Genomic DNA, 22,197 nt, shown 5'->3' with positions numbered 1-22,197 from the left:
CCCTGTCGTCAAGGCCCACGAAGAGGGGGCCGGTCACTTGGAACGACATGTGATCATTCATGTGCGGAGGGTGACCGGTCAAATGGGTGGGTGCACCGCAGGGCGTTCCCGGCACCCCCTTGCGCGCGCCGTTCCCCTGCTGTCCGGCGGGGAGTTGAGGAGAAACGGCCCGGCGCGAAGGGCGCGGCGGGGCTACGGCGAGGAGTGGCCGTCGTCTCCTTCGCTCTCGTTTCCGTCCTCGTTGTCCTCGAACAGTTGCCGGGTGCGGCGCAGGAGGGCCGACCGGACCTCGTCCGGGGCCAGGACCCGTAGCGGGGTGCCCAGGCCGAGGAGGTACCGGGCGAGTTCGTCGGCGTCGTTGGCGCCGATCTCGACGACGGTCGCATCGGGCCCGTCCGGGTGGTGGGTGCCGATCGTCGGGGGGACCAGGCGCAGGGCCCGGTCCAGGGGGTGCGGGAGTCGGATCCTCCCGTAGAGGGGGTACACGACGCTCGCGATGCTCCGGGAGACGAGGAGCGCCGGGTCGGGCGGGTCGACGAGTTCGACGGGGCGTCCGGTCGGCCGCACGTGCACCACCCGGTCGGCCCGGAACGTACGCCACTGGTCCCGGGCCACGTCGCGGGCGACGAAGTACCAGCGCAGGCCCGTGTGCACCAGTCGGTAGGGGTCGACGTCCCGGACGCTCTCCCGGCCCGCGTGGTCGCGGTACGACAGCCGGGCGCGCTCGCCGCGGCGACAGGCGGCGGCCAGTTCCCGCAGCACGCCGGGGGAGATCCGCGGCCCCTCCGCCCTGGGCGTGTGGACGAAGGTGGCGTCCATCTCGCCCAACCGGTCCGCGATCCGGGGCGGCAGCACCTGCCGCAGTTTGAGCAGCGCCGACACCGCCGCCCGGTCGCCGCCGAGGACACCGCTGAGCGCGGCCTCGCGGAGTGCGACGGCCACGGCGAGTGCCTCCTCGTCGTCGAGGACCAACGGCGGCACCCGGGTGCCGCCGCCGAGTCGGTAGCCGCCCCAGGGCCCGGGGTCGGACTCGACGCAGTAGCCGAGTTCGCGCAATCGGGCGACGTCCCGCCGCACCGTGCGGTCGGTGACCGCCATCCGTTCGGCCAGCTCGTGGCAGGTCCAGGTCGGCCGCGCGGACAGCAGGGAGACCAGTTGCAGCAGACGGGCGGAGGTGCTGATCACGTTCCGCAGTGTTCCCCATGACCAGGACCGAAGCTGTCCTGGTCCCGTCCTAGGGTCCCCTCCCATGAACACAGGAACCACGAGTACGGGAACCACGAGTACGGGAACCGCCGTCACCGTCGTACCGGAGATCCGTCTGATGTCCATCGACTTCGACTGTCCGGACCCGGCCGAGCTGGCCCGTTTCTACGGAGCGGCCCTCGGCCTGCCCGTCGTCTACTCCAGCGACGACTTCGTCCTGCTCGGCCGGGAGGGTGCACCGGGGCTGGGCTTCATCCGGGACGCCGACTACCGGCGTCCGACCTGGCCGGACCCCGCCCAGGGCAAGCAGGCGCACATGGAACTGAACGTCGACGACCTGGAGGCCGCGCACGCCCGGCTGTTGGCCCTGGGCGCCGTGGAGCCCGCGGTCCAGCCGCCCGCCGAACAGCGCAGGGTCCTGCTCGACCCGGCCGGTCACCCGTTCTGCATCGCCACGCAGAGCTGAACGTCACCGCGGGGCCCGTCCGCGCCACGGCGGCGGCGCGGCCGGGCCCCGTACGGTCCGGTACCGGGAGTCCGTGCCGGTCAGCCGGTCGCCGTCCGGACGGGGGCGCTGCTGCGTCCCTGCTGCCGTCCGCCGAGTTCCGCGTCGAGCGTTTCCATGGCCACGCGCATGGACTCCGCGTACACGGGGTCCTTCAGCCGCTTCCACATCTCGGCCTCGGGCACGTCCTCGACGCAGCTGCTCACCCACCAGATGTTGCCGAAGGGGTCCTTGACGCGGCCCCCGCGCTGTCCGAAGGCGTCGTCGGCCACGGGGGTGACGACCCGGCCGCCCGCGGCGACGGCCCGGGCGACCGCCTCGTCCGCGTCGGGGACGAACACGTTCAGCAGGCTCGGCAGGGCGGGCCAATCGGCCCGGCGGTCGAAGGCGGACACGACGGTGTCACCGAGCCGGACCTCGCCGTGACCGATCGACCCGTCCTCGGTCGCCACCCGCATCAGTTCCTCGCCCTCGAACGCCGCCGTGACGAACTCCAGGAAGCCTCCCGTGTCGTCGGTGACGACCCAAGGCGCAACGGTGGTGTGCCCCTCGGGCGCGGCACTCTTCTGCTCCGGCATCGTGGTCCTCTCGCTGGTGGTCGCTTGCCGAAGCGGACGGTAGACGTCCAATAGGTCACGGTGTGTCCGCTAGGGCGAGGTGTGCGGGCCCGTTGCGTCGATGCGTGAACAGCCTTGTCGTTGCGCCGAGTTGAAGCCGGCACGGCACTCGCTAGCATCGGCCCTCATGATCGCAGTCGTCGTCACCATCGCGCTGGCGTTCGCCGGCTACGCCGTCACCTACCTCAACGGACTACGCCTGTCGCAGCGGCAGGAGCGGCTGGCCCGCGTGAACCGCCAGCTGAGCGACTTCTACGGGCCCCTCTTCGCCCTCACCGAAGCCAACAGACGCATTTTCGAGGCGTTCTGGGAGCGCCACGCCCGCCCCGGCGGAAGGTCTCCGTTCGACGACGAGACCCCGCCCACCACCGAGGAACTCACCGAGTGGCGGCTGTGGATCACCACCGTCTTCCTCCCGAACATCCAGGTCATGCGCGACCTGGTCATCAGGCAGGCGGACCTGTTGAGCGAACCGGAGATGCCGCCGCTGCTGCTCGAACTGTGCGCGCACGTCTCGGGCTACGAGGTCACGGCCGCCCGGTGGGAGCAGGGCCACTACGAGGAGCACCTCTCGGTGGTGCCGTTCCCCAGCGAGGACCTGGCGACCTATGCGCGGGAGGGGTTCTCCGCCCTGAAGAAGGAGCAGGCCCGACTGCTCGGGCGGCGACGGGGGAGCTGACCGACTCCCCCGTCGCCCACGGGCCGGGCGGTGCGGGGGGCGGGTCAGGTCGCGGAGTCGGCGAGGATCTTGAGGGCCAGGGTCCGCGTCTGCTCGTCCGCCTTCTCCGGGCTGCCGGTGCCGAAGGGCGGTTCGGGGTCGTACTCCAGGGCCAGTTCCATGGCCCGGCCGATGCGGTCGTCGGAGAGGCGTGCGGCGAGGTGCAGGCCCATGTCGATCCCGGCGGAGACCCCGGCGGCCGTGATGATCTTGCCGGTTTCGACGAAACGACCCGGCGTGTAGATCGCCCCGACCTCCTTCAGATAGGGGCGGGAGGCCCAGTACGTGGTGGCGGGCAGCCCGCGCAGCAGCCCGGCCGCGCCGAGGATCAGCGAACCGGTGCAGATCGAGGTGGTCCAGGTGGTGTGCCGGTGGGCCCCGCGGATCCATTCGAGGATGCGTTCGTCCGTCATGCTGGCCGTCGTGCCGCGCTCGCCGCCGCCCGGTACCACCACCACGTCGGGGCGGCGGACCTGCCGCAGGGACTTCGCCGCGGCGATGCCCAGTTCACCGGTGTCCGTGCGGACCAGTCCGGCCTTGACGGCCACCGTGGTCACCTGCACTCCGGGGACGCGGCAGAGCGCCTCGTACGGTCCCACCGCGTCCAGCGCGGTGAACCCGTCGTACAGCAGCACCGCCACCTGCACCTGTCCGGGCTTGCGGTCCGCGCCGGCCGCGGGTGCCGCCGCCGGTGCCGCCGCTGCCGGGGCGGTGGTCGCCGCGGTGGCGGCGATGCCTGCGCCCAGGGTCACGCCCGCTGCCGTCAGCAGTGCTCCGCGGCGGCTGTGCGTCTGCTTCTCGCTCATTCCTCGGCCCTCTCGCTGGCTCGTTCCTTGTGCTCCAGGAGTCGGTGCGGTTCCCGACCGGGTTCCCGGACGGTGCTGCCACGCTTCCCTCGGAAACGGCCGACCCGCGTCGGCCCGCGGCGGGGTCAGTCCGTCGCGTCGGCGATCAGCTTCAGGGCCAGGGCCCGCCGCTCCGCGTCCGCCGTCTCCGCGTTGCCGGTGCCGAAGGGCGGTTCGGGGTCGTACTCCAGGGCCAGTTCCATGGCCCGGCCGATGCGGTCGTCGGAGAGGCGTGCGGCGAGGTGCAGGCCCATGTCGATCCCGGCGGAGATCCCGGCCGCCGTGATGATCTTGCCGGACTCGACGTAACGCCCCTTCGTCCGGATCGCCCCGACGGCCTTCAAGTGGTCGTAGAGGGCCCAGTGCGTGGTGGCGGGCACCCCGCGCAGCAGTCCGGCCCTGCCCAGGATCGCGGCGCCCGAGCAGACCGAGGTGGTCCAGAGGGTGTGCCGGTGGGCCCGGCGGACCCAGTCGAGCACCTGGGCGTTCTCCAGGACGGCGTACATGCCCGGCCCGCCGCCGCCCGGTATCACCATCACATCGGGACGGGGGACCTGGTGGAGGGACTTCGCCGCGGCGATCTCCATCCACTTGGTGTCCGCCCGGACCAGCCCCGCCCGCACGGCCACCGTGGTCACCCGCACCCCGGGCACGCGGCAGAGCGCTTCGTACGGCCCGACGGCGTCCAGCGGGGTGAACCCCTCGTACAGCAGCACCGCCGCTTCCAGCCGCCGGGGCTTTCGGCCCCCGGCCGCGGCGGCGGCTGCCGGGGCGGTGGTCGCCGCGGTGGCGGCGATGCCTGCGCCCAGGGTCACGCCCGCTGCCGTCAGCAGTGCTCCGCGGCGGCTGTGCGTCTGCTTCTCGCTCATTCCTCGGCCCTCTCGTTGCGACCCGTCCCCCGTCGCACCAGGAGTCGGCGCGGGGCGCGGCCGGGTTCCCGGACGGCACTGCCACGCTTCCCTCGGAAACGGCCAACTCGCCCCGGCCCCGCATCGGGTCAGGCCCCGGGGCCGCACTCCTCACAGGCCAGACCGGCCCGGCGCACCACGCCGCGCTCGACGACGGCGACCGAGGTCACCGCATCGCCCGCCTCGCCCCAGGAGCCGTCCTCCAGGAGGACCGTGCGCTCGCCGAGCAGCCGCATGGTGCTCTTGTCGAAGATCCACTCCGTGCGTTCGCCGTCGTGCACCCGGGCGACGGCCACGCCGGAGCGGCCCGCCGCGTCGACGGCGTGCGGGACGGTGACGACCCCGGGGATGCGCGCGGCGGCGCGGTAGAGCGCGGCGGTGAGTCCGGGCGGAGCCGCCGCGGCCCGCAACAGGTCGCCGATGGTGACGAACGCCTGTTGGTCGGGGCCGGTGGTGGAATCCGACCCGGGTCCGTGGTTGGCCACGGCGTCCTCGTAGATCTGGTCGAGGAGGGCCTCGGGGTCGGTCGGCAGGCCGGCCAGGAACTCGTACGTCGGTGCGTTCAGGCTGCCTTTGCGGGACGCCTCCGGAATCAGCGTGTCTTCGCCGTCCGCGCGTTGCAGGGTGGGCTCGCTGCCGTCGACGGACGCCCACTGCTCCATGTCCTCGTCCGTGCGGGAGCGGTCCATCCCCCCGTCCTCGTTCTCGCTCAGCGCGGTGCTGTGTCCGACGGTCCGGCTGTAGAAGTAGGACCCCTCCGCGTACAACGGCGCGGGCTTCGCGTCCTCGGCGAGCGCCGCCTTCTCCAACATCCGTACGGCCGCGGCCGACGCCGGGCGAACCGGCTGGCGGGCGTCCGGTCGGGGGTCCGCACCGCCGGGGCCGAACACCAGCACGGTCGCGGTCACTCCAGCGGCCGTGAACGCGGCCAACGCGAGGGCCTTGCGCCGCACCGCCCACGGCGCGCCGCGCGAACTCCGCCGGTCGCCCGGGGCGTCGAGTGCGTTCAGGAGGTGGTGTCGACGCTCACGCATCCGCTCCGGATCGAGTTCCGGGCAGGGCGCCGCCGGCAGCACGTCCGCCGCCGATCGGATCTCGTCCCGCTCCGCCTGTTCCACCCGGCCCTCTTCCACCCGGCCCTGTTGCCCCCGGCCCTGTTGCTCCCGGTTCATGACGACCTCCTCTGTTGGGGCGAGCGGGTGGCGTCCGGGCGTCGGACGGCCCGGTGTCCGTCCCGGGCGCGTGGTCGCTCCGGTGGTTCGCCGGCCAGTTCCTCCGTGACCAGGCGCCGCAGCTTCTCCCGCGCCCGTGACAGCCGGGACCGCACCGTGCCGACCGGGACGCCGAGCGCCTCCGCGGTGGCCGCGTACCCGAGGTCCGACCAGACGACCAGCGCGAAGACCTCGCGTTCGCCCCGCTTCAAGCGGTTCAGCGCCCGTGCCGCGGCGGCCAGCCGCTGGGTGTCGGCCAACTGCCCGACGACCACGTCCGAGAAGTCGGGCAGCGGCTCCGCGCGCGGTAGCCGCGACAGCGCCGCACGGTGGCGGCGGGCCGAACGGGCCGTGTTCCGCAGCACGTTCGACGTGATGCCCAACAGCCAGGCCCGTTCGCTGCGCACCTCCCCGAGCAGCTTCTCCCGCTGTCGCCACGCCTCCAGGAACGTCAGCGACATGACGTCCTCGGCCAACGCCCAGTCGCCCGTGGAGCGGGCGGCGTGCGCATAGACCACACGGGCGTGCTCGTCGAAGAGCGCAGCGAACGCCGTCCGATCACCGGACCTGAGCCGGTCCTCCGCATACGAGTCCACGACCACAAGTGTCCGCAGGCGCCGCTCGGTTCCCTCGACCTCGGGCCGGAGTTCAGGTGGCGGCCGCGAACACCTCCTCCGCCGCGGTCAGCGCCCGACCGAGTGCCGCGGTTCCGGTCGCAGCCCCGTGGTGATCGCGTCGACGCCGCGCAGCCCGGCCCGCTCCAGCAGCCGCTTCTCGTTGGTGACCCACTCGCCGCGCGCGGCCAGCACCGCGTGCGCCGTCTGGAGCGCGGCCGTGGCCAGTGCCCCGGCCACCTCCGTGACCCGGCCGTGCGGTGCGTGCGCGGCCCGGGCGTAGCCGAGGGTGAGCGCGGCCCGCTCGCGCCACACCGGGGGCGCCGTCCCGCGCAGCGCCCGCGGGTGGTCGGGGCGCGGCAGGGTGCCGCGGAGCACCCGGTTGACCGCGAGTTCGGCGACCACCAGATAGCTCGGGACGCCGGCCAGATGGAACATCAGGGGCTCCCAGCGGAAGCGTCCCCGCGCCGCCTCGGCGAGTTCGTGTTCGACGGCGTCGAGGTCCCGGTAGTGGACGTCCACGCCGCGTCCGTCGACGGTGAGCCGGGCGCCGCCGTTGAAGACGCCGCCGCCCCAGGCCCCCACCTCGGAGACCTCACCGGGCCAGCCGAGGGCCCGCAGGTCCGCCGGGTCGAAGTCGCCCCGGTAGTACACGGCGAGGTCCCAGTCGCTGTCGGCGGTGTGGGTGCCCTCGGCGCGGGAGCCGCCGAGGGCGACGGCGCACACGGTGGGCAGGCCCGCCAGGCGTTCGGCGGCACGGTCGAGGAAGGCGTCGTCGGTCATGGTCGTGGCGTCCGCTCGGGGTCGTCGCGTCGGGGGTTCGACCCTACGGGCCCGGTGGGGCGGCCCCGGCGGGCGGCTCGGGCGTCGTACGCTGACGAGGAGGTGCCGGGCGCGGGAGCGGGGGAGGGCGCGTGGGGGTGACCGGACGTCGGGTGGCGGGTGCCGGCACGCGACTGGTCCAACGGGTGTCGACCACACGGGCGTTCGTCCGGGTGGCACCGTACGCGCTTCCGATGGTCGACCGGGCGGTGCACCGGCTCAGCGGGGGACGGGCCCTGATGAGCGGGTGGCTGCTGCCGAGCCTGATGTTGACCACGACGGGCGCGCGTTCGGGTCTGCTGCGTCGCACGCCGCTCGTGTGCGTGCCGGAAGCCGGCGGCACCTGGCTGTTGGTCGGGTCCAACTTCGGCCGTGCGGGGCATCCGGGCTGGTCGGCGAACCTGATCGCACACCCGCGGGCATGCGTGGACTGGCAGGGGGAGGAGATCGAGGTGGGGGCCCGGCTGCTGGCGGGCGCCGAGCGGGAGGCCGCCTGGTCCGAGGCGCTGCGGTGGTGGCCGCCGTACGCCACCTATCAGTCCCGGGTGACGCGGGAGATCCGTCTGTTCAGGCTGGCCCGGAGGTAGGGCGCCCTGCGGGCGGGGGCCCGGACGGGGCCGGACGGGCTCGGACGGAGCGGGATCGCCGTCCGTGCGGGTGGGGCTACTTGGTGGGCTTGCGGCCCGTGACGCCGAGGTGCACCAGCAGCGCGAGGTTCGGCTTCAGATCGGCCTGCTTGACGCCCCAGGTCTGGAAACCGCGCTGGTGACCGGCGACCGAGGCGAGCATCGTGACCAGGGAACCCGCGACGGCCGCGGGGTTGACGTCCTTGTCGACGCGCCCCTTGGCCTTGAGGTCCTTGACCGTGTCGGTGAGGGCCCCGGTGACCGGGTTGAGGACCTTGAGGCGGATCTTGGCGAACCGCTTGTCGCCCTCGGCCGCACCCAGGTCGATCACCCGCAGGATGGCGTCGTTGCGGCGCCAGAAGTCGAGGAACCCGTCGACGAGTTCCTGCGCGGTCTGCCACCCCGCCTTGCCCGTCCAGGAGCGTCCGTCGAGCAGCCCGCCGAGCACGCCGGCCTCGCCCGCCACCTCGTCCGCGATCTCCAGGACCGCGCCCTCCACGTCCGGGAAGTACTGGTAGAAGGTCGCCGGCGAGGTGCCCGCCTTGCGGGCCACGTCGATGACCTTCACATCGCGGTACGGAGACGAGCTGAGCATCTGACCCAGGCAGTCCAGCAGCTTCTGGCGCGTCGCCTGGCCTCGTCGTCCGGCTACGCGGCCGTCGACGGTTCTTACCTGTCCTGTCATGTCGTCAGCTTACCGAGGGGGCATCAGAGCGCGATTCGACCGACTGCAAATGGGGTCCCCCCTGTTCGGGGGAGGGGGAGGAGGGCCGCGCGGCGAGCTCCGTCCGGGTTCCCCTTGGTCCGGGCCGTGCACAGCCGGGGCACGGGTCCGTCCCCGGGCGGGGCGCTCGGGAGCGGTGCCGTGGAGTGCCCACCCCAACAGGAGGGTCCGGTTTGTGGGGAGGGGGGACGGTTGGCGTAAATTGCTGGGAGTGTATGACTTAGGGGAAGGTTGAGGTGGTGATGGTCGGGTTCGCTGAAGGGGCGCCCTGCTGGGCCGAGGCGATGCTGCCCGACCTGGCCGCGGGCAAGCGTTTCTACGGGGAGCTGTTCGGGTGGACGTTCGACGGGGGCGCGTACGGCCGGGCGTACTACGGGGGGCGGACGGTGGGTGCGCTCGTCGGCAAGCGGGACGGACGGATGCCCACCGTCTGGACGGTGTACTTCGCCGCCCCGGACCTGCCCGGCACGGTCCGCCGGGTGCGGGCGGCGGGCGGCCGGGTGGTGACCGAACCGCTGCGCACCGGGGACGGGGACCTGGCCCTGGTGGCCGACCCGGAGGGCGCCGTCTTCGGGCTGTGGCACAGCACCGGGCACCCCGGCTTCGACCTCCAGCAACAGCTGATGTCCTTCTGCTGGGCGGAGGTGTACGCCCGGGACGCCGCGGTCGTGGACCCCTTCTACGCAGCGGTGTTCGGGTACGGGGCCACCGACCTGCGCGACGACGGCCACCTGCGGGTGTGGTCGCCGGCGGGCACGCCGCCCGGCCCGGATTCGGCCGTCGGGGGCCGCATCCTCATCGGTGACAGCTTCCCGGCCGAGATGCCCTCGCACTTCCTGCTCTACTTCCGGGTCCCCGACTGCGACGCCGCCGCCGCGACCGTCGTCCGGCTCGGAGGTCGGGTCCAGCTGGCGCCCACCGACACCCCGTACGGCCGGATCGCCGTCTTCACGGACGACCAGGGCGCCGATTTCGGGGTCCTCCAGGACTACGAGGGGCCTGGGCGCGACTACGAGGGGTCCGGGCGGGACTATGAGGGGTCCGGGCGGGTGGAGTCCGACTCCGAGGCCACCCAGGAGTGCGACGTGCTCGCCGAGATCGACGCCGAGGACCCGACCGACCGGCCCGGCGGCGTGCCGGGTGACGGGGAGTCGACCGCGCGGGGAGTCGACCGCTCGGGGAGGCGGGGCGAAGGGTGACGGGGCGACACGGCCGCAGGGCACTGAGTCGTGCGCCACATCGTGGACGTCTTCGAGGGCGGGAGGACGCTTCGGAGGGTGACCAGAGTGCCCCATATCACGTGGTCGGCGGTCAGGTAGTCGATCCGGGGCGCCCTCCGCGAGGTGAATGGACTGACTCGTCGTAGACACCCCGTTTCGTCCCCGGGTTCGCAACCGGCCCCCGGGGCAGGAAGAATCGGGGTGCGTGCCGCCCTGGCGGTTCGGTGGTGAGACGCTGCACGGGGTCGTGTTCGTACGGGCGGCCCGTACGGGGAGGTGGCAGGCAAGTGGTGGATCAGCTGACGCAGCATGATCCGAGACGGATCGGCCCGTTCGAGGTGCTGGGTCGGCTCGGAGCGGGGGGCATGGGGCTCGTCTACCTCGCCCGCTCGGCATCCGGTAGACGGGTCGCGATCAAGACCGTCCGTACCGAACTCGCCGAGGACCAACTCTTCCGCGTCCGCTTCACCCGTGAGGTGGAGGCGGCGCGCGCGGTTTCCGGCTTCTACACGGCCGCGGTCGTGGACGCCGACCCCCGGGCCGCCGTGCCGTGGCTCGCCACCGCCTACGTGCCCGCGCCCTCCCTGGAAGAGATAGTGAACGAGTGCGGGCCGATGCCCGCGCAGGCCGTGCGCTGGCTCGCCGCCGGGGTCGCCGAAGCCCTCCAGTCCATCCACGGGGCCGGCCTCGTCCACCGCGACCTGAAACCGTCCAACGTCCTCGTCGTGGAGGACGGACCCCGCGTCATCGACTTCGGGATCGCGAGCGGGGTCTCCAACACCCGGCTGACCATGACGAACGTCGCCGTGGGCACCCCCGCCTACATGTCACCCGAACAGGCCAAGGACTCCCGTAGCGTCACCGGCGCCAGCGACATCTTCTCGCTCGGCTCCACCCTCGTCTTCGCCGCGACCGGCCACGCCCCGTACCACGGTGCCAACCCGGTCGAGACGGTGTTCATGCTGCTGCGCGAGGGCCCCGACCTGGCCGGGCTGCCCGACGAACTGCGGCCCCTGATCGAGTCCTGCATGCAGCCGGAGGCCGCCGCCCGACCCAGCCCCGCGGACCTCCAGACCCAGTTGGCCCCGCACCTGTTCGGCTCGGGCTCCGACGACAGCGGCACCGCGTCCGCCTGGCTGCCCGAGCCCGCCACCAGCATGATCGAGTCCCGGCGCGGCGGACGCACCCAGGCGGCCCAACTCCCCGGAGCCGGTCAGCGCAGAGGTCAGCCGGCCGGCGCGCAGGCCGGTCCGCCGCCCGGTCATCCGCTGGCGCACGGCGGCCCGCCCGGACCCGCACACAGCCCCGCCCACGGCCCCGGCCAGGGCGGTGCCCGGGGCGGACGCGGCCGGGGTGCGCCGGGCGCACCGCCGCCCCCGCCGCACGCCCCGCCCGTACCGCACCAGGCCCCGCCGGGGCCCGACCTGCCCCCGGACCCCGGGCAACCCGTCCCCGGCCACGGCGCGGTACGGCTCGCCGGCGCCCGGGTGCCCATCGGCCCCGGACCCCGGGTCGCCGACGCCCGCCAGACCGTCCACGGCCCGCCCCAGGCCCCGCTGTCCGGCCACTGGTCCCGGTCCGCCGCGGCCGGGCCGGGCGGCCCGGCTCCCATCGAGCCCGCGGTGCCCGCGGCACCACCCCGGCCGGCCGCCCAGCCGCCCGCCGCGGGCGCCGGCTGGAGACCCTGGCGGTTCCGGATGTCCAACGACGTCTGGGGCACCCCCGCCGTCGACGGGGACCTCGTGTACGTGACCTCCTTCGAGGTGCACGCCCTCGACGTCGCGACCGGTCGCCGCCGCTTCAAGACCCGGGACGTCGCCTGGTCCATGGCCGTGTCGGACGGCCGGGTCATCGCCTCCGACGGGCCCACCCTCTACGCCCTCGACTCCCGTGAGGGCACCGACCTGTGGCGCCTGTCCGCCGACGGCTGGGTGTACGCGCTGCGCGCCGAACGGGGCACCGTGATCACCGCGACCCGCGGCGGCGGCGTCCAGGCGTGGGACGCCTCGGGCGGCCAGAAGCTGTGGGAGGTCACCGGCGCCCAGACCGACTTCGAGACCCCCGAAGCCGGACCCGCCCTGCACGGCGACACCGTCTACGTCTGGCACGACGCCCGGCTGCGCGCACTGGCCGCCCGCACCGGTGAGGAGCGCTGGTCGTACCCCATCGGCGACGCCGCGTCCTGCGGCGGGGTGCCCGTCCGCGTCACCCACGCCTCCGACGGCCACGCCTACGTCAGCGCCGGCACCCGGGTCCTCGCCGTCGACATCGGCACCGGACGCGTGCGCTGGCACTTCGAGGCGCCCGCGGCGTTCCTCGCCCCGCCCGCCTTCGCGCCCGGCCCCTCGGTCACCGGCGGCGGCGTGTACCTCGCCGACTACCTCGGCACCGTGTACGCGCTCGACGCCGCCGACGGCCGTGACCGCTGGCGCATCGCCACCGAACCGCGTTCCTCCGCCGAGCCCGTCCTCGTCGCCGACGGCCATGTGCACGTGGGCAGCGGCAAGGGCCTCTACACGCTGGACGCGGTCACCGGCACCCCCAAGTGGCGTTTCCAGGCGGGCGGCGACGTGGTGGGCGCACCGGTCGTCGCCGAGGGGCGCATCCACTTCGGCTCCACGGACCACCTGCTGTACACCCTCAAGGCCGACGACGGCCGGCTGCGCTGGAAGTTGGCCACCGGGGGCGAGATCACCGGGGCTCCCGTGGTGCGGTCCGGCGTCGTCTACGCGTGCAGCAAGGACCGTTGCGTCTACGCCCTCGACGCGGAGAAGGGAACCGGCACGGCCCGCACCTGACACCCCGGCACGGGGTGCCGGGGTCTGAGGGAGCAGCATGAGGCTTCCACGCGCCCCGGCACGCCGGGGCCTTCGCGCCCTGTGGCCCCGGCCCGTACCGCGCTGTACGGGGCCGAGCCCGTCTAGTGCTCTTCGGCAGGGCTCCAGTAGTGGGGGAGCATCTCGTTGACCCAGCTCGGTACGTGGGTGGTTCCCCGGGGTCCCATGGTGGGGAACCAGGGGGCGATGTCGTAGACGAGCGTGCCGTGCACGGCGTCGAGGTCGGTGACGTGGAGGTCGAGGCCCTCGACCCGGAGGAGCCGGGGGTGCGAGACGGCGAGTTGGTTGGGGCGGCGGTGGTTGCGGTGGACGAAGGTTCCGGTGGGGGGCCAGTCGGGGTTGTTGCGGGGGCTGCGGGCGTGGAGGGCGACGTCGTCGGGGCTGGCGAGGTGGAAGTGCCAGAGGACCTCCAGGTGGGAGAACTCCTCCAATCCCTGGAGGGTCTCCCCGGGGAGGTCGGGGTTGAGGCGGATGACCGACTCGACTCCGCCCTGGTGGTCGTCACCCGGTCGGAGATGGCCGCCGACGACGGTGGCCACGGGCACGATCTCCAGCTTGCTCATGGGTAGATCCCCCTGGTCGTGGCCGGAATCCGGAGGGGATTCGGCTCCTCGGTGGCATCGGCCCCTCAGCCTATGCGGCCCAGGACGGTACGGGCCCGGTCGTCCAACTCGGCCGCCGGGGCATGGCCGCGCTGGCGGAAGGGGCTGAGGGCCCGCCGCATCTGGACGACGGTCTCCCGGGCGCGGCCGGAGTGGACGCCGTCCATCGAGTCGAGGGCCTCGGTCCAGGTGGCGATGGCGGCGTCCAACGCCCCCTGCTGTACTTGCGCGGCGCCGAGGTAGCCGAGGGTGACGGAGTGGGTGCGCCGGAAGGTCTGCTTGCGGCGCAAACGGGTGCTCCGGGTGAACTGCTGCACCGCGCCGTTGAGATCACCGAGGGTGTGCAGGGTCCGGGCGGTCTCGTGGGCGAGGCTGGCCTGCTGGAAGAAGAAGACCCTGCGGGGTTCGTCCTGGGCGGCGGAGTCGGCCTGGTCGAGGTCGTTCTCGGCTCGGCGGAGTGCGGCGACGGCGGCACGGCGCTGTCCGTCGGACGCGAGGGCGCGGGCGTGGACGACACCGAGGAGAGCCTTCTCCCTCGGGGTGGCTCGGGTGTAGCGACCGCGTTCGAGCGAGGCGGCGGCGAGGTCCACGGCTGCGGGACCGTGCCCCAGGTCGGCCGCCTGGTGGGCCATGGCGCGCAGCACATGACCGGCGAGCGGCGCGTCATCGGCCTCTGCGGCCAGACGGACCGCGAGCGTGAACCAGTGCTGGGCGAGGCGGTGTTCCCGGGAGTCGAAGGCGGTCCAACCGGCCAGGTAGACCAATTCTCCGGCAGCCGAGTGGAGATCACGCCGTACGGCGTCGCTGACGGGCCGCCGTTTGAGGCAGGCGGCCATGTCCGTCCGCAGGTAGGCGACGAGCGCGGCCCGGCCGTCGGTGCCGCCGCGCATCTGGTCACGCCGGGAGAAGAAGTCCGCCACCTCCCGCACGCCTTCGACATCCGCAGGGGTCACCGTGGCGGACGTGGTGGACGCCTTGCGAGCGGTGCGCACCGGAGCCTCGTCCCACCACGTGTCCAGCGGAAGGGCCAGGCCGGCGAGTGAGTACGCCGAAGTCGCCAGGAGGTTCCGACGTCGTCTATCCAAGTCGTTCTCCCCCAGTTCGGCCAGCAGGCTGGTCGTGTCACTCGTCCAGTCGGGTCCCGCCGGGGTGTCGTCCTCGGCCGAGGAGAACCCGATCTCCCTGAGAGTGACGGTCCGACCGAGCCCCCGTGAGAGCGCCTCGATCACGATACGGGCGGTGGACGCGGACGGGCGGGAACCCAACACCCATTGCGAGACGTGCGAGCGGGTCACCGTGGTCAGCTCGCGGGCTCCGAGTTCCGCGGCCACGCGGCGGATGCGGGCAGCTAACTGCTCCTGTGGCCAGCCGAGTTCTTGAAGGATGGCGACCAACGCCTGGTTGCGAGTGCGTGCCCGCGGCATCTGTGTCCCTTCAGGTTGCCGGAGACGGGTGTTAGCAGCGTTAGCGGCATCACGGACCATCGGGGGATGGCTCCCGAGCCCGCGAGCGCGATTAGCTCAACGTAGCCGCTCCGGTCGCCACAGTGATGGGTAACCGGCGCCCACCCGGCTGTCCCCGCAGAAACACTCGTGGGAATCGCCGATCCGCCCCATATCCCTTCAGCTGGGAGAACATCGATGACCTCGATGGCGAGAAGGTTGCCCGTGACGGCGGGTGCCGGTGCGATCCACAGCTTCGCCGTGCAGTGCGCTTCCGCCGAGCATCGGGTCCGGTACATGCGCCGGATCACCCGTGCGCAACTCTGCCGTTGGGGCCTGACCGCTCTTGCCGACTCCGCGGTGCTGGTCGTTTCCGAGTTGGTCACCAACGCGATCCTGTACGGGGGCGGAGGTTCGGTGGCCCTGCGAGTCGAGCACCGTCCTGATGAACTGCTGATCGAGGTCACCGACGAGGGCCAGGTGGTCCCCGTGCCCCGGGTGGCCGAGAGGGAAGACGAGAGCGGGCGCGGGCTACTTCTGATCGCCTGTGTGGCCGAGGCGTGGGGCGTGAGCGACGACGGCGGGACCAAGTGGTGCTCGCTCGCTCTTCCCCAGACCTTTCAGGGGCGGTAATGACCTCCGAACTCCTGGTTCCCCCGCACCTGCCCGTGCGGGACACGTCAGGCGGAACGCGGCACGTCGAGCCCGCCCGGTCCGTTTCCCAGGACCTCCTGCTGAAGCTGGGCGACGGCTTGAGGCGGTCCTTCATCGAGGACGGCGTGGACGACGTCCTGGAACGGATTCTCGGCTGGGGCGCCTCTGCGCTCTCCCCGGAGGAGACCCGCAACCTCGTCCATGTCCTGCGCACCTGCCTCTGGCCCCTGGTGACCGACGCGCTACACGGGGCGAAGGGCCGGCCGGACGACCTGCTCCGGCAACTCGTCGGCGCCGCGTCCCGTCTCGACGTCGAAGGCAACAGGAACGGATTCGAGCCGAACACCCGGCACGCCCGCCTTCTGGCGTCCCTCGTCAGCGCCCTGCTCGACTTCGTGGGCGAACGGGACGACGACGAGACCGTCGTCCACCTGGGCTGGTCCCATCAACGATGAGACCCGGAACCGAGCAACTGGTCTGCATCGTGGCGGTGGCCGCGCTGGTGGCCACCCTCGCGTACAGCGTCGCCCGTCCCTGAGCCACGTTCGAGACGCGCTCCCCCTTTCCGTGTCTCGGACTTTCCCGGGCTCCGGTCAGACCGCCAATGGCCGGGGCCTCACCCTCCCTTGAAGGCCAGGACTCATGACCCTTGTGCTCTGCCTGCACTGCCTTGAACCGATTCGCCGGTGGGACCGCGCCCTACAGCGGCTGATACCGCGCAGGTACACGGCCGCCCTGCACACGAGTTTCCACCGCCGGTGCCACCCGGTGCCACCCGGTGCGCACCGCGGGCGCAGTGCTGTGCGAGCCGTGCCTGGCGGCGCGCATCTTCGACCACCCCGACCACGAGTGCCGGATCTGGACCGCTGGCTGGCTGGCCGGTCGTGACGGCCACTTCCACATCGACGAGCGGCTGGACGAGCGTCCGGCCGCGTGCCCGTGCCCGTGCCCGTGTCGGGACGAGCAGCGGACCAAGGGGCGCCGGTGACGACGGTTCTGGACGTGATGCTGTCCAGCATGGTGGCGCTGCTCACGCTCACGCCGGACGCGGCGAAGGTCTTCCAGGAGTGCCTGGACGCCGTCGCCGAGCGGTCGCTGACCTGAGAGGACCGCGTCGCGTTGCCCCGTCCGGACCCCGTACGCGGCGTTGACCTGCGGGAGCCGGCCGGCGCGGGGACAATCGGGCCATGGCACCCACTCCCGGTCCGCCCCCCGGCACCCCGTACGACCGGCTGCTGCCCGACCTCCTCGCTGCGGGCCGCCCCCACCGGCTCGCCCTGACCGGGGGCTGGGCCGCCCGTGCGCACGGCCTGGTGGCCCGGGCGAGCCGTGACGTGGACCTCGCGACGGCCAGCCCGGTGCCGCTCCCGGAGATCGCCGCCGCCGTCCGCGGGGAACTGGAACGCCGGGGCTGGACCGTCCGGGCGGGGGAGCGCGGGCCGCTGTCCGCCCGGTTCACCGTGGAGGCGCCCGTCGACGGGGCCACGACCCGGCCCGTCACCGTGGACCTCCCGGGGCCGGACCGGGGCGCTCCGGTCGGCGTCGTCCTCTACAAGGAGGCGCTGTGGCATCCGCCGGTCGCCACCCCGATCGGGCTCGCCCTCGCCCTGGAGGACCTGACCGGGACGAAGGTCCGCGCGCTCGCCGATCGGGGCCTGGCCCGCGACCTGGTCCACGTGCACGCCGTCGCCGACCGCTGGAGCCGCCCGGACCTGGAGGAACTGGGCCGCCGGCACGCCCCCGACACCTTCGACCCGCGTGACCTCCAGGCCCGGCTCTCGGGAGCGGAGTGGATGGACGAACGGGAGTTCCGTGCGTACGGGGTCGGCCGCGTCGAGACCGCGGCGCTGCGCGCATGGGCGCAGGAGTGGGGCGACGAGATCGCGGAACGCCTGCTGGAGGGCGGGCCGCCGCCGGACGACGAGGACTGAATCCGTAGCGCGTGCTCAGCCGGGGCGCGGCGGGTCCGGGGGCCGGTCCCAGGTACGGGTCTCGGCGGTGTCCGTGGAGGGCGGGGGCGGCTGCGCGGCGGGCGCGGCGGAACGCTTGGGCCGACCGGCCATGACGAGCGCGCCCAGCAGGATCAACAGGCCGCCACCCAGGGCGCCGACCACCCCCCAGCCCAGGCCCGAGCCGTCGCCGCGCACCGCCAACTCGCCCAGCGCCTGCCCGACCCGGACCATCCACAGCACGGTGAAGCCGAGGACCACCAGGCCCGCCAGCGCCACCGCCGGCCGGGACCGGAACACCACTCCCGCCAGGACGACCAGCGCCGCCCCGAGGAACGGCAGGAACAGCGAGAGGAACAGCTCAGCGCGGGCGTCCGTCACGCCCGGACCCGAGAACAGTTCCCCGACCTCGTAGTACCGCCCGAGGCGGCCGTCGTACCAGGCACGGAAGGGGCTCCAGACGGCGGCCGCCGCACCGATGAGCGCGAGGAGCGACCCGAGCACGTTGCGTGCCATCGTGTCGCCTCCTTCGCGGCCTACGCCACCGACGCTACGCCCGGTGTCCGGGCTCCGCCAGACGGGTGCCCGCGCGCAGCGGGCCGTTCACCGTACGCGTCGGCACGGTGGCGCAGGCATCAGCCGGTCGGGCATCAGCCGGTCGGACGTTGGCCGGTCGGGCGGGCGCCGGTGGCGCGGGCGTCAGCCGGTCAGGGGCGCGTGCCGGTGGCGTGGGTGTCGGTGGCGTGGGTGTCGAAGGGACGCACGCCGGTGGCGTGGGTGTCCGTCGGCCTCAGCCCGCCACCCGTCGCATGGGTGTCCTGCGGCTTGCTGCCCGTGGCGTGGGTGTCCGCGGCCAGCGCGGCTCCGGCGGCGCCGAGCGCGGCTCCCGCGGCCAGGACGGCGACGAGAAGGAGCTTCTTTGCGCGGGTCATGTAACTGATCTCCCATGCGGTCAGTGGCCGGGCGTCGGTCGCACCGGCCGGGTGCGGTGGAACCGCTCGTGCCGGAAAACGGCGGCGGCGAGCCGCGGCGGCTTCCCCCTCGGTGCCGCCGCGGCCCGCCGTTCCCCCGTTCCCCCTGGTGCCGCGGGCGCCTTACGGCTTGCCGCCCGTGGCGTGGTTGTCCGCGGGCCTCGCGGTGCCCCCGGTGGCGTGGTTGTCGAGCGGCTTGACCTTGCCGCCGGTGGCGTGGTTGTCCTTGGCGGCCAGGATCTGGTCGTCCGTCGAGACGGCGTCCTGGGGCTGGGCCTTGCCGGTCTTGTCGGTGCTGCTCATGGTGCTGAACTCCTATTCCTGGGAGCCGTTGAGACGGCCCGTCCGGCAGCTCCCCCGTGGGCTGCCGGACGGGCGTGCGGCCGACACCGTCATCGGCGTGGCCTGATCGGCTCGCCTGCCCCCCGCTGGGACGAGCCGATGCGATAGATGGTGGCCGAGCGAGATAAACGAACGATGAACGGGCCGGTGACCGGCGGTTTCTCGGCGAACGACGAGAATCCGCGGACGGGCCCGGTGCATCCCGTGCAGCCCCCTCGGGAGAGGAGACGATCATGGAAGCGCCCTGGTTGCGGGTCGGGGCAGACGAGTTCCGGCCTGATCCCCACCGGGGACGACCGCTCCTTCCCGGGCGCACCCGGGGACGGTGTCACGCCACGGCTGCGGGGCTCAACAGGGACCGCACCTCGTCGGCCTCGCGCGAACCCAACTCCTCGTAGATGGCGAGGGCCTCCGCCCAGCAGGCACGGGCCCGGTCGGACTGCCCGAGCCGGGCCAGGGACCGGCCCAGCAGCGTCAGTACGCCGCCCCGGCGCCAGGGACCGCCGATCTCCCGCAGCGCCACCAACGCCTGTTCGGCGAGGGCGGCGGACCGGGCGGGCCGTCCGGCCGTGAGGTGGGCCTCCGCCAGCCGGAACAGGCTCATGCCCTCCCACAGCCGCTGCCGCGACTCACGGAAGACGGCCAGCGCCTCGGTGAGCTGGTCCAGGGCCTCGGCGAGCCGCCCCGCCTGGGTGAGGGCCATGCCCAGCGCGTAGCGGCCGTTCGCCAGCCGCAGCGTCAGCCCGATCCGGTCGTAGATCGCCACGCCCTCCTCGGCGAGCCGCACGGCCGTCTCGGTGCGGCCCGCGGCGAGTTGGATGCGCGACAGGTTGCACAGGGCACTGGCCTCCCCGGGGCGGTTGCCGTCCGCGCGGAACGCCGCGATCGAGTCGCCCAGGTACCGTTCGCCCTCCGCGTGCCGCCCCTCGTACAGGGCGATGATCCCCAGGTCGTTGGGCGCGTTGCAGCGCACCCAGGGGTCGTCGGCGGCGTCGGCGAGCGCCAGGGCGCGGCGCGCCTCCTGTTCGGCCGCGGTGAACCGGCCGGCGGTGCTGTGCACCAGGGACAGCGTCAGCCGGGCGCGGGCCTCCACCCGGGGGTCGCCGTCGTGCGCCGCCGCGTCCCGCAGCGCGGTCGCCGCGGCCTCGTAACGACGGGCGCACACCCCCGTCTCGGCGAGCGCCTTCGCCGCCATCAGCAGGTCGACGGCGCTGCGCCGGGAGCCGCCCCGCTCGCCCTGCCGGACGGCCGCCAGCAGGCATTCGGCCTCGGTGTACAGCCAGTCGAGCGCGGTGCCCCGGTCGGTGAACGACAGGCCCGGGCGGGCGGTGCGTTCGAGGTGGTCGACGGTGCGGTCCCCGGGCCGTTCCAGGGCGTACACGCCGGCCGCCGTGGCGAGGTAGAAGTCGAGGAGCCGGGTGAGGGCGGCGGTGCGTTCGGCGGGCGGCTGCTCGTCGCGTTCGGCGCAGGAGCGCGCGTACAGCCGCAGCAGGTCGTGGAAGCGGTAGCGGCCGGGCGCCGCCGACTCCAGCAGCGAGGTGTCGACCAGCGCTTCGAGGAGTTCCTCGGTGTCGTCCTCGCACAGGTCGAGCGCCGCCGCCGCCGCGGCGAGGGAGACGTCGGGGCCGTCGGCGATGCCGAGCAGCCGGAACGCGCGGGCCTGCGCGGGCTCCAACTGCCCGTAGCCCAGTTCGAAGGTCGCCTTCACCGCGAGGTCCCCGGCCTGGAGTTCGTCCAGCCGGCGGCGCTCGTCGGCGAGCTTGGCGGCGAGGGTGGACACCGTCCAGGTGCGGCGGGCGGCCAGCCGGGACGCGGCGATCCGGATGGCCAGCGGCAGGAACCCGCACGCGGCGACCACGTCGAGCGCGGCGTCCCGTTCGGAGCCGACGCGCTCCTCGCCGACGATCCGGGTGAACAGCTGCATGGCCTCCTCGGGGGACATCACGTCGAGGTCCACCAGGTGGGCGCCCGCGAGGTCCACCATCCGCACCCGGGACGTGACGAGCGTCGCGCACCCCTCGGTGCCGGGCAGCAGGGGCCGCACCTGGGCCGCGTCCCGGGCGTTGTCGAGCAGGACGAGGACGCGCCGCCCGTCGAGCAGCGTCCGGTACAGCGCGGCGCGCTCCTCCAGGGTCTCGGGGATCGACGGGTCCGGGGTGCCCAGGGCCCGCAGGAACGCCCCGAGCACCGCCTCGGGTTCGGCGGACCGGGGGCCGGCGCCCTGGAGGTCGACGTACAGCTGGCCGTCCGGGAAACGGGTCCGTGAGGCGTGGGCGACGTGCACCGCGAGGGTCGTCTTGCCGACCCCGCCGATGCCCGCGACCGCGGAGACCGCCATCACCCGCCCCTCGGCGGTGGCCAGCACGTCGCTCAGCTCCGAGACGAAGGCCGCGCGACCGGTGAAATCGGGTACGGTGGCGGGGAGTTGCGCAGGTCGGACGGGTGCGGCGACCGGTTCGGGCGTGGCCGTCACGGGTTCGGCGAGCGCCGGGTCGGCGCGCAGGATGCCCTGTTGCAGTTCGCTGAGGCCGGGCCGCGGATCGACGCCCAGCTCATCGGCGAGCAGCCGTCGGGTGTCCGCGTACACGGCCAGCGCCTCCGCCTGGCGGCCGCTGCGGTACAGCGCCAGCATCAGCAGTTCCCGCAGCCGTTCGCGCAGCGGGTGCGCGGCGGTGAGCGCGGTCAGTTCGGAGACGGCCTCGGCGTGGCAGCCCTGTTCGAGGTCCAGGTCCAGCCGGGTCTCCAGGAGTTGGAGCCGCAGTTCCTCCAACCGGGTCCGCTGGGTGTCCGCGTAGGGTCCGGGCACGCTCGCCAGCGGCTCGCCGTCCCACTGGGTGAGCGCCTGGTTCAGCAGGGTCCGCGCCCGTTGGAGGTCGCCCTCGACGCGTGCCTTCTCGGCTCCGGCGGCCAGGTCCTCGGCGTGCGTCAGGTCCAGCGCTTCGGCCGGCATCCGGATGGCGTAGCCGCCGGCCTCGGTGACGAGGACGCCGGGGCCGAGGGCCTTGCGCAGCCGGGAGGCGTAGGTGCGGACGGCGGCCAGGGCCTGGGAGGGGGGATCGTCGCCCCACAGTGCGTCGATCAGCTGGGCCGCCGTCGCCATCCGGCCGTCGCGCAGCAACAGGGCCGCGAGCAGGGCGCGTTGCTGGGGCGAGCCCATCGGGAGCGGGGTGGGGCCGCGCCAGGCCCGTACGGAGCCGAGGACGCCGAACCGTAGCTCCGGGGAGCCGTCGGCCGCGGTGGGGGTGAGGGCCGCCGTCGGGGTGGTGTCCCCCGGGGCGCCGGTGCTCACCGTGTCCGCCGCGGTGGTCGCCTCCGGGTCGTCGCCGGACGGTCGGGGGGCTCCGGACGGTTCGACGGCGCCGGGTCCGGTGGCGCCGGGTCCGG

At 73.6% G+C, this 22,197-nt stretch carries 22 protein-coding genes and 1 pseudogene; 9 read left to right on the top strand and 14 right to left on the bottom strand.

Annotated features, from left to right (window positions below; all coding sequences use genetic code 11):
- Positions 1-192 precede the first annotated feature (192 nt).
- Positions 193-1,185 (bottom strand): WYL domain-containing protein, encoded by a 993-nt coding sequence (locus ACFYOU_RS03780; protein ID WP_391303301.1) that lies wholly within the window; start codon positions 1,183-1,185, stop codon positions 193-195.
- Positions 1,186-1,249: 64 nt separating this feature from the next.
- Here ACFYOU_RS03780 and ACFYOU_RS03775 point away from each other — a divergent pair, with 64 nt between their 5' ends.
- Entirely contained in the window at positions 1,250-1,672 is a 423-nt protein-coding gene (locus ACFYOU_RS03775; RefSeq protein ID WP_391303299.1) for a VOC family protein, read from the top strand.
- Positions 1,673-1,752: 80 nt separating this feature from the next.
- Here the strand turns inward: ACFYOU_RS03775 and ACFYOU_RS03770 are convergent, their stop codons facing one another.
- The gene (locus tag ACFYOU_RS03770; RefSeq protein ID WP_391303297.1) at positions 1,753-2,289 is read right to left on the bottom strand and encodes a VOC family protein; all 537 of its coding nucleotides are present in this window, start codon (positions 2,287-2,289) and stop codon (positions 1,753-1,755) included.
- 166 nt (positions 2,290-2,455) lie between these two features.
- Between ACFYOU_RS03770 and ACFYOU_RS03765 the strand changes: the two genes are divergently transcribed.
- Entirely contained in the window at positions 2,456-3,007 is a 552-nt protein-coding gene (locus ACFYOU_RS03765) for a hypothetical protein (protein WP_391303295.1), read from the top strand.
- A 44-nt stretch (positions 3,008-3,051) separates the two neighbouring features.
- Here the strand turns inward: ACFYOU_RS03765 and ACFYOU_RS03760 are convergent, their stop codons facing one another.
- The 5 genes from ACFYOU_RS03760 to ACFYOU_RS03740 all read right to left on the bottom strand — a co-directional run bounded on the left by ACFYOU_RS03760 (position 3,052) and on the right by ACFYOU_RS03740 (position 7,407).
- Positions 3,052-3,852 (bottom strand): DJ-1/PfpI family protein, encoded by an 801-nt coding sequence (locus tag ACFYOU_RS03760; RefSeq protein WP_391303293.1) that lies wholly within the window; start codon positions 3,850-3,852, stop codon positions 3,052-3,054.
- 125 nt (positions 3,853-3,977) lie between these two features.
- Positions 3,978-4,760, bottom strand: coding sequence for a DJ-1/PfpI family protein (locus ACFYOU_RS03755; RefSeq protein ID WP_391303291.1), 783 nt, complete (start codon positions 4,758-4,760; stop codon positions 3,978-3,980).
- A gap of 128 nt (positions 4,761-4,888) precedes the next feature.
- A complete protein-coding gene (locus ACFYOU_RS03750) occupies positions 4,889-5,971 on the bottom strand; it encodes a CU044_5270 family protein (RefSeq protein WP_391303289.1) in 1,083 nt (360 codons plus the stop codon).
- Entirely contained in the window at positions 5,968-6,606 is a 639-nt protein-coding gene (locus ACFYOU_RS03745) for a sigma-70 family RNA polymerase sigma factor (protein WP_391303287.1), read from the bottom strand. Before ACFYOU_RS03745 ends, ACFYOU_RS03750 begins: the two co-directional genes overlap by 4 nt.
- Positions 6,607-6,693: 87 nt before the next feature.
- Positions 6,694-7,407 carry a nucleotidyltransferase domain-containing protein gene (locus ACFYOU_RS03740; RefSeq protein WP_391303285.1) on the bottom strand — a complete coding sequence of 238 codons (714 nt, stop codon included), beginning with the start codon at positions 7,405-7,407 and terminating at the stop codon, positions 6,694-6,696.
- A 131-nt stretch (positions 7,408-7,538) separates the two neighbouring features.
- Between ACFYOU_RS03740 and ACFYOU_RS03735 the strand changes: the two genes are divergently transcribed.
- The gene (locus tag ACFYOU_RS03735; RefSeq protein ID WP_389774180.1) at positions 7,539-8,033 is read left to right on the top strand and encodes a nitroreductase family deazaflavin-dependent oxidoreductase; all 495 of its coding nucleotides are present in this window, start codon (positions 7,539-7,541) and stop codon (positions 8,031-8,033) included.
- Between the two features lie 76 nt (positions 8,034-8,109).
- Here the strand turns inward: ACFYOU_RS03735 and ACFYOU_RS03730 are convergent, their stop codons facing one another.
- Positions 8,110-8,757 (bottom strand): TetR family transcriptional regulator, encoded by a 648-nt coding sequence (locus ACFYOU_RS03730; protein ID WP_385493999.1) that lies wholly within the window; start codon positions 8,755-8,757, stop codon positions 8,110-8,112.
- Between the two features lie 281 nt (positions 8,758-9,038).
- On the opposite strand from ACFYOU_RS03730, the pseudogene ACFYOU_RS03725 reads away from it, so the two are divergent.
- Positions 9,039-9,791: pseudogene (locus ACFYOU_RS03725) on the top strand (VOC family protein); the annotation flags it as partial.
- A gap of 512 nt (positions 9,792-10,303) precedes the next feature.
- Positions 10,304-12,814 (top strand): PQQ-binding-like beta-propeller repeat protein, encoded by a 2,511-nt coding sequence (locus tag ACFYOU_RS03720; protein ID WP_391303282.1) that lies wholly within the window; start codon positions 10,304-10,306, stop codon positions 12,812-12,814.
- Positions 12,815-12,936: 122 nt separating this feature from the next.
- Here ACFYOU_RS03720 and ACFYOU_RS03715 read toward each other — a convergent pair whose 3' ends face one another.
- Both ACFYOU_RS03715 and ACFYOU_RS03710 read right to left on the bottom strand, forming a co-directional pair.
- Positions 12,937-13,416: a TrmO family methyltransferase gene (locus tag ACFYOU_RS03715; RefSeq protein ID WP_391303280.1), complete on the bottom strand. Its 480-nt coding sequence runs from the start codon at positions 13,414-13,416 to the stop codon at positions 12,937-12,939.
- 65 nt (positions 13,417-13,481) lie between these two features.
- Positions 13,482-14,879, bottom strand: a complete 1,398-nt coding sequence (locus ACFYOU_RS03710; RefSeq protein ID WP_391303278.1) for a Tat pathway signal protein — start codon at positions 14,877-14,879, stop codon at positions 13,482-13,484.
- A 243-nt stretch (positions 14,880-15,122) separates the two neighbouring features.
- Here ACFYOU_RS03710 and ACFYOU_RS03705 point away from each other — a divergent pair, with 243 nt between their 5' ends.
- The 4 genes from ACFYOU_RS03705 to ACFYOU_RS03690 all read left to right on the top strand — a co-directional run bounded on the left by ACFYOU_RS03705 (position 15,123) and on the right by ACFYOU_RS03690 (position 17,482).
- Positions 15,123-15,530, top strand: a complete 408-nt coding sequence (locus tag ACFYOU_RS03705; protein WP_391303276.1) for an ATP-binding protein — start codon at positions 15,123-15,125, stop codon at positions 15,528-15,530.
- Positions 15,530-16,006: a DUF6415 family natural product biosynthesis protein gene (locus ACFYOU_RS03700; protein WP_391303274.1), complete on the top strand. Its 477-nt coding sequence runs from the start codon at positions 15,530-15,532 to the stop codon at positions 16,004-16,006. Before ACFYOU_RS03705 ends, ACFYOU_RS03700 begins: the two co-directional genes overlap by 1 nt.
- A 323-nt stretch (positions 16,007-16,329) precedes the next feature.
- Entirely contained in the window at positions 16,330-16,539 is a 210-nt protein-coding gene (locus ACFYOU_RS03695) for a hypothetical protein (protein WP_391303272.1), read from the top strand.
- A 199-nt stretch (positions 16,540-16,738) separates the two neighbouring features.
- Positions 16,739-17,482 (top strand): nucleotidyl transferase AbiEii/AbiGii toxin family protein, encoded by a 744-nt coding sequence (locus ACFYOU_RS03690; protein ID WP_391303270.1) that lies wholly within the window; start codon positions 16,739-16,741, stop codon positions 17,480-17,482.
- A gap of 15 nt (positions 17,483-17,497) precedes the next feature.
- On the opposite strand, the gene ACFYOU_RS03685 is transcribed toward ACFYOU_RS03690, so the two are convergent.
- The 4 genes from ACFYOU_RS03685 to ACFYOU_RS03670 form a co-directional block, all read right to left on the bottom strand.
- A complete protein-coding gene (locus tag ACFYOU_RS03685; RefSeq protein ID WP_391303268.1) occupies positions 17,498-18,016 on the bottom strand; it encodes a hypothetical protein in 519 nt (172 codons plus the stop codon).
- A 191-nt stretch (positions 18,017-18,207) separates the two neighbouring features.
- On the bottom strand, positions 18,208-18,432 hold the full coding sequence (locus tag ACFYOU_RS03680; protein WP_391303266.1) for a hypothetical protein: 225 nt from the start codon (positions 18,430-18,432) through the stop codon (positions 18,208-18,210).
- Between the two features lie 162 nt (positions 18,433-18,594).
- Positions 18,595-18,774, bottom strand: coding sequence for a hypothetical protein (locus ACFYOU_RS03675; protein ID WP_385493983.1), 180 nt, complete (start codon positions 18,772-18,774; stop codon positions 18,595-18,597).
- 367 nt (positions 18,775-19,141) lie between these two features.
- Complete coding sequence (locus ACFYOU_RS03670) at positions 19,142-21,970, bottom strand: BTAD domain-containing putative transcriptional regulator (RefSeq protein ID WP_391303779.1); 2,829 nt, start codon at positions 21,968-21,970, stop codon at positions 19,142-19,144.
- Positions 21,971-22,197 lie beyond the last annotated feature (227 nt).

Origin of the sequence: Streptomyces sp. NPDC005955, from assembly GCF_042871255.1 — a bacterium.
In the GTDB taxonomy this organism is placed as follows: Bacteria; Actinomycetota; Actinomycetes; order Streptomycetales; family Streptomycetaceae; genus Streptomyces.
This window is presented reverse-complemented; position numbering and strand designations above follow the sequence as displayed.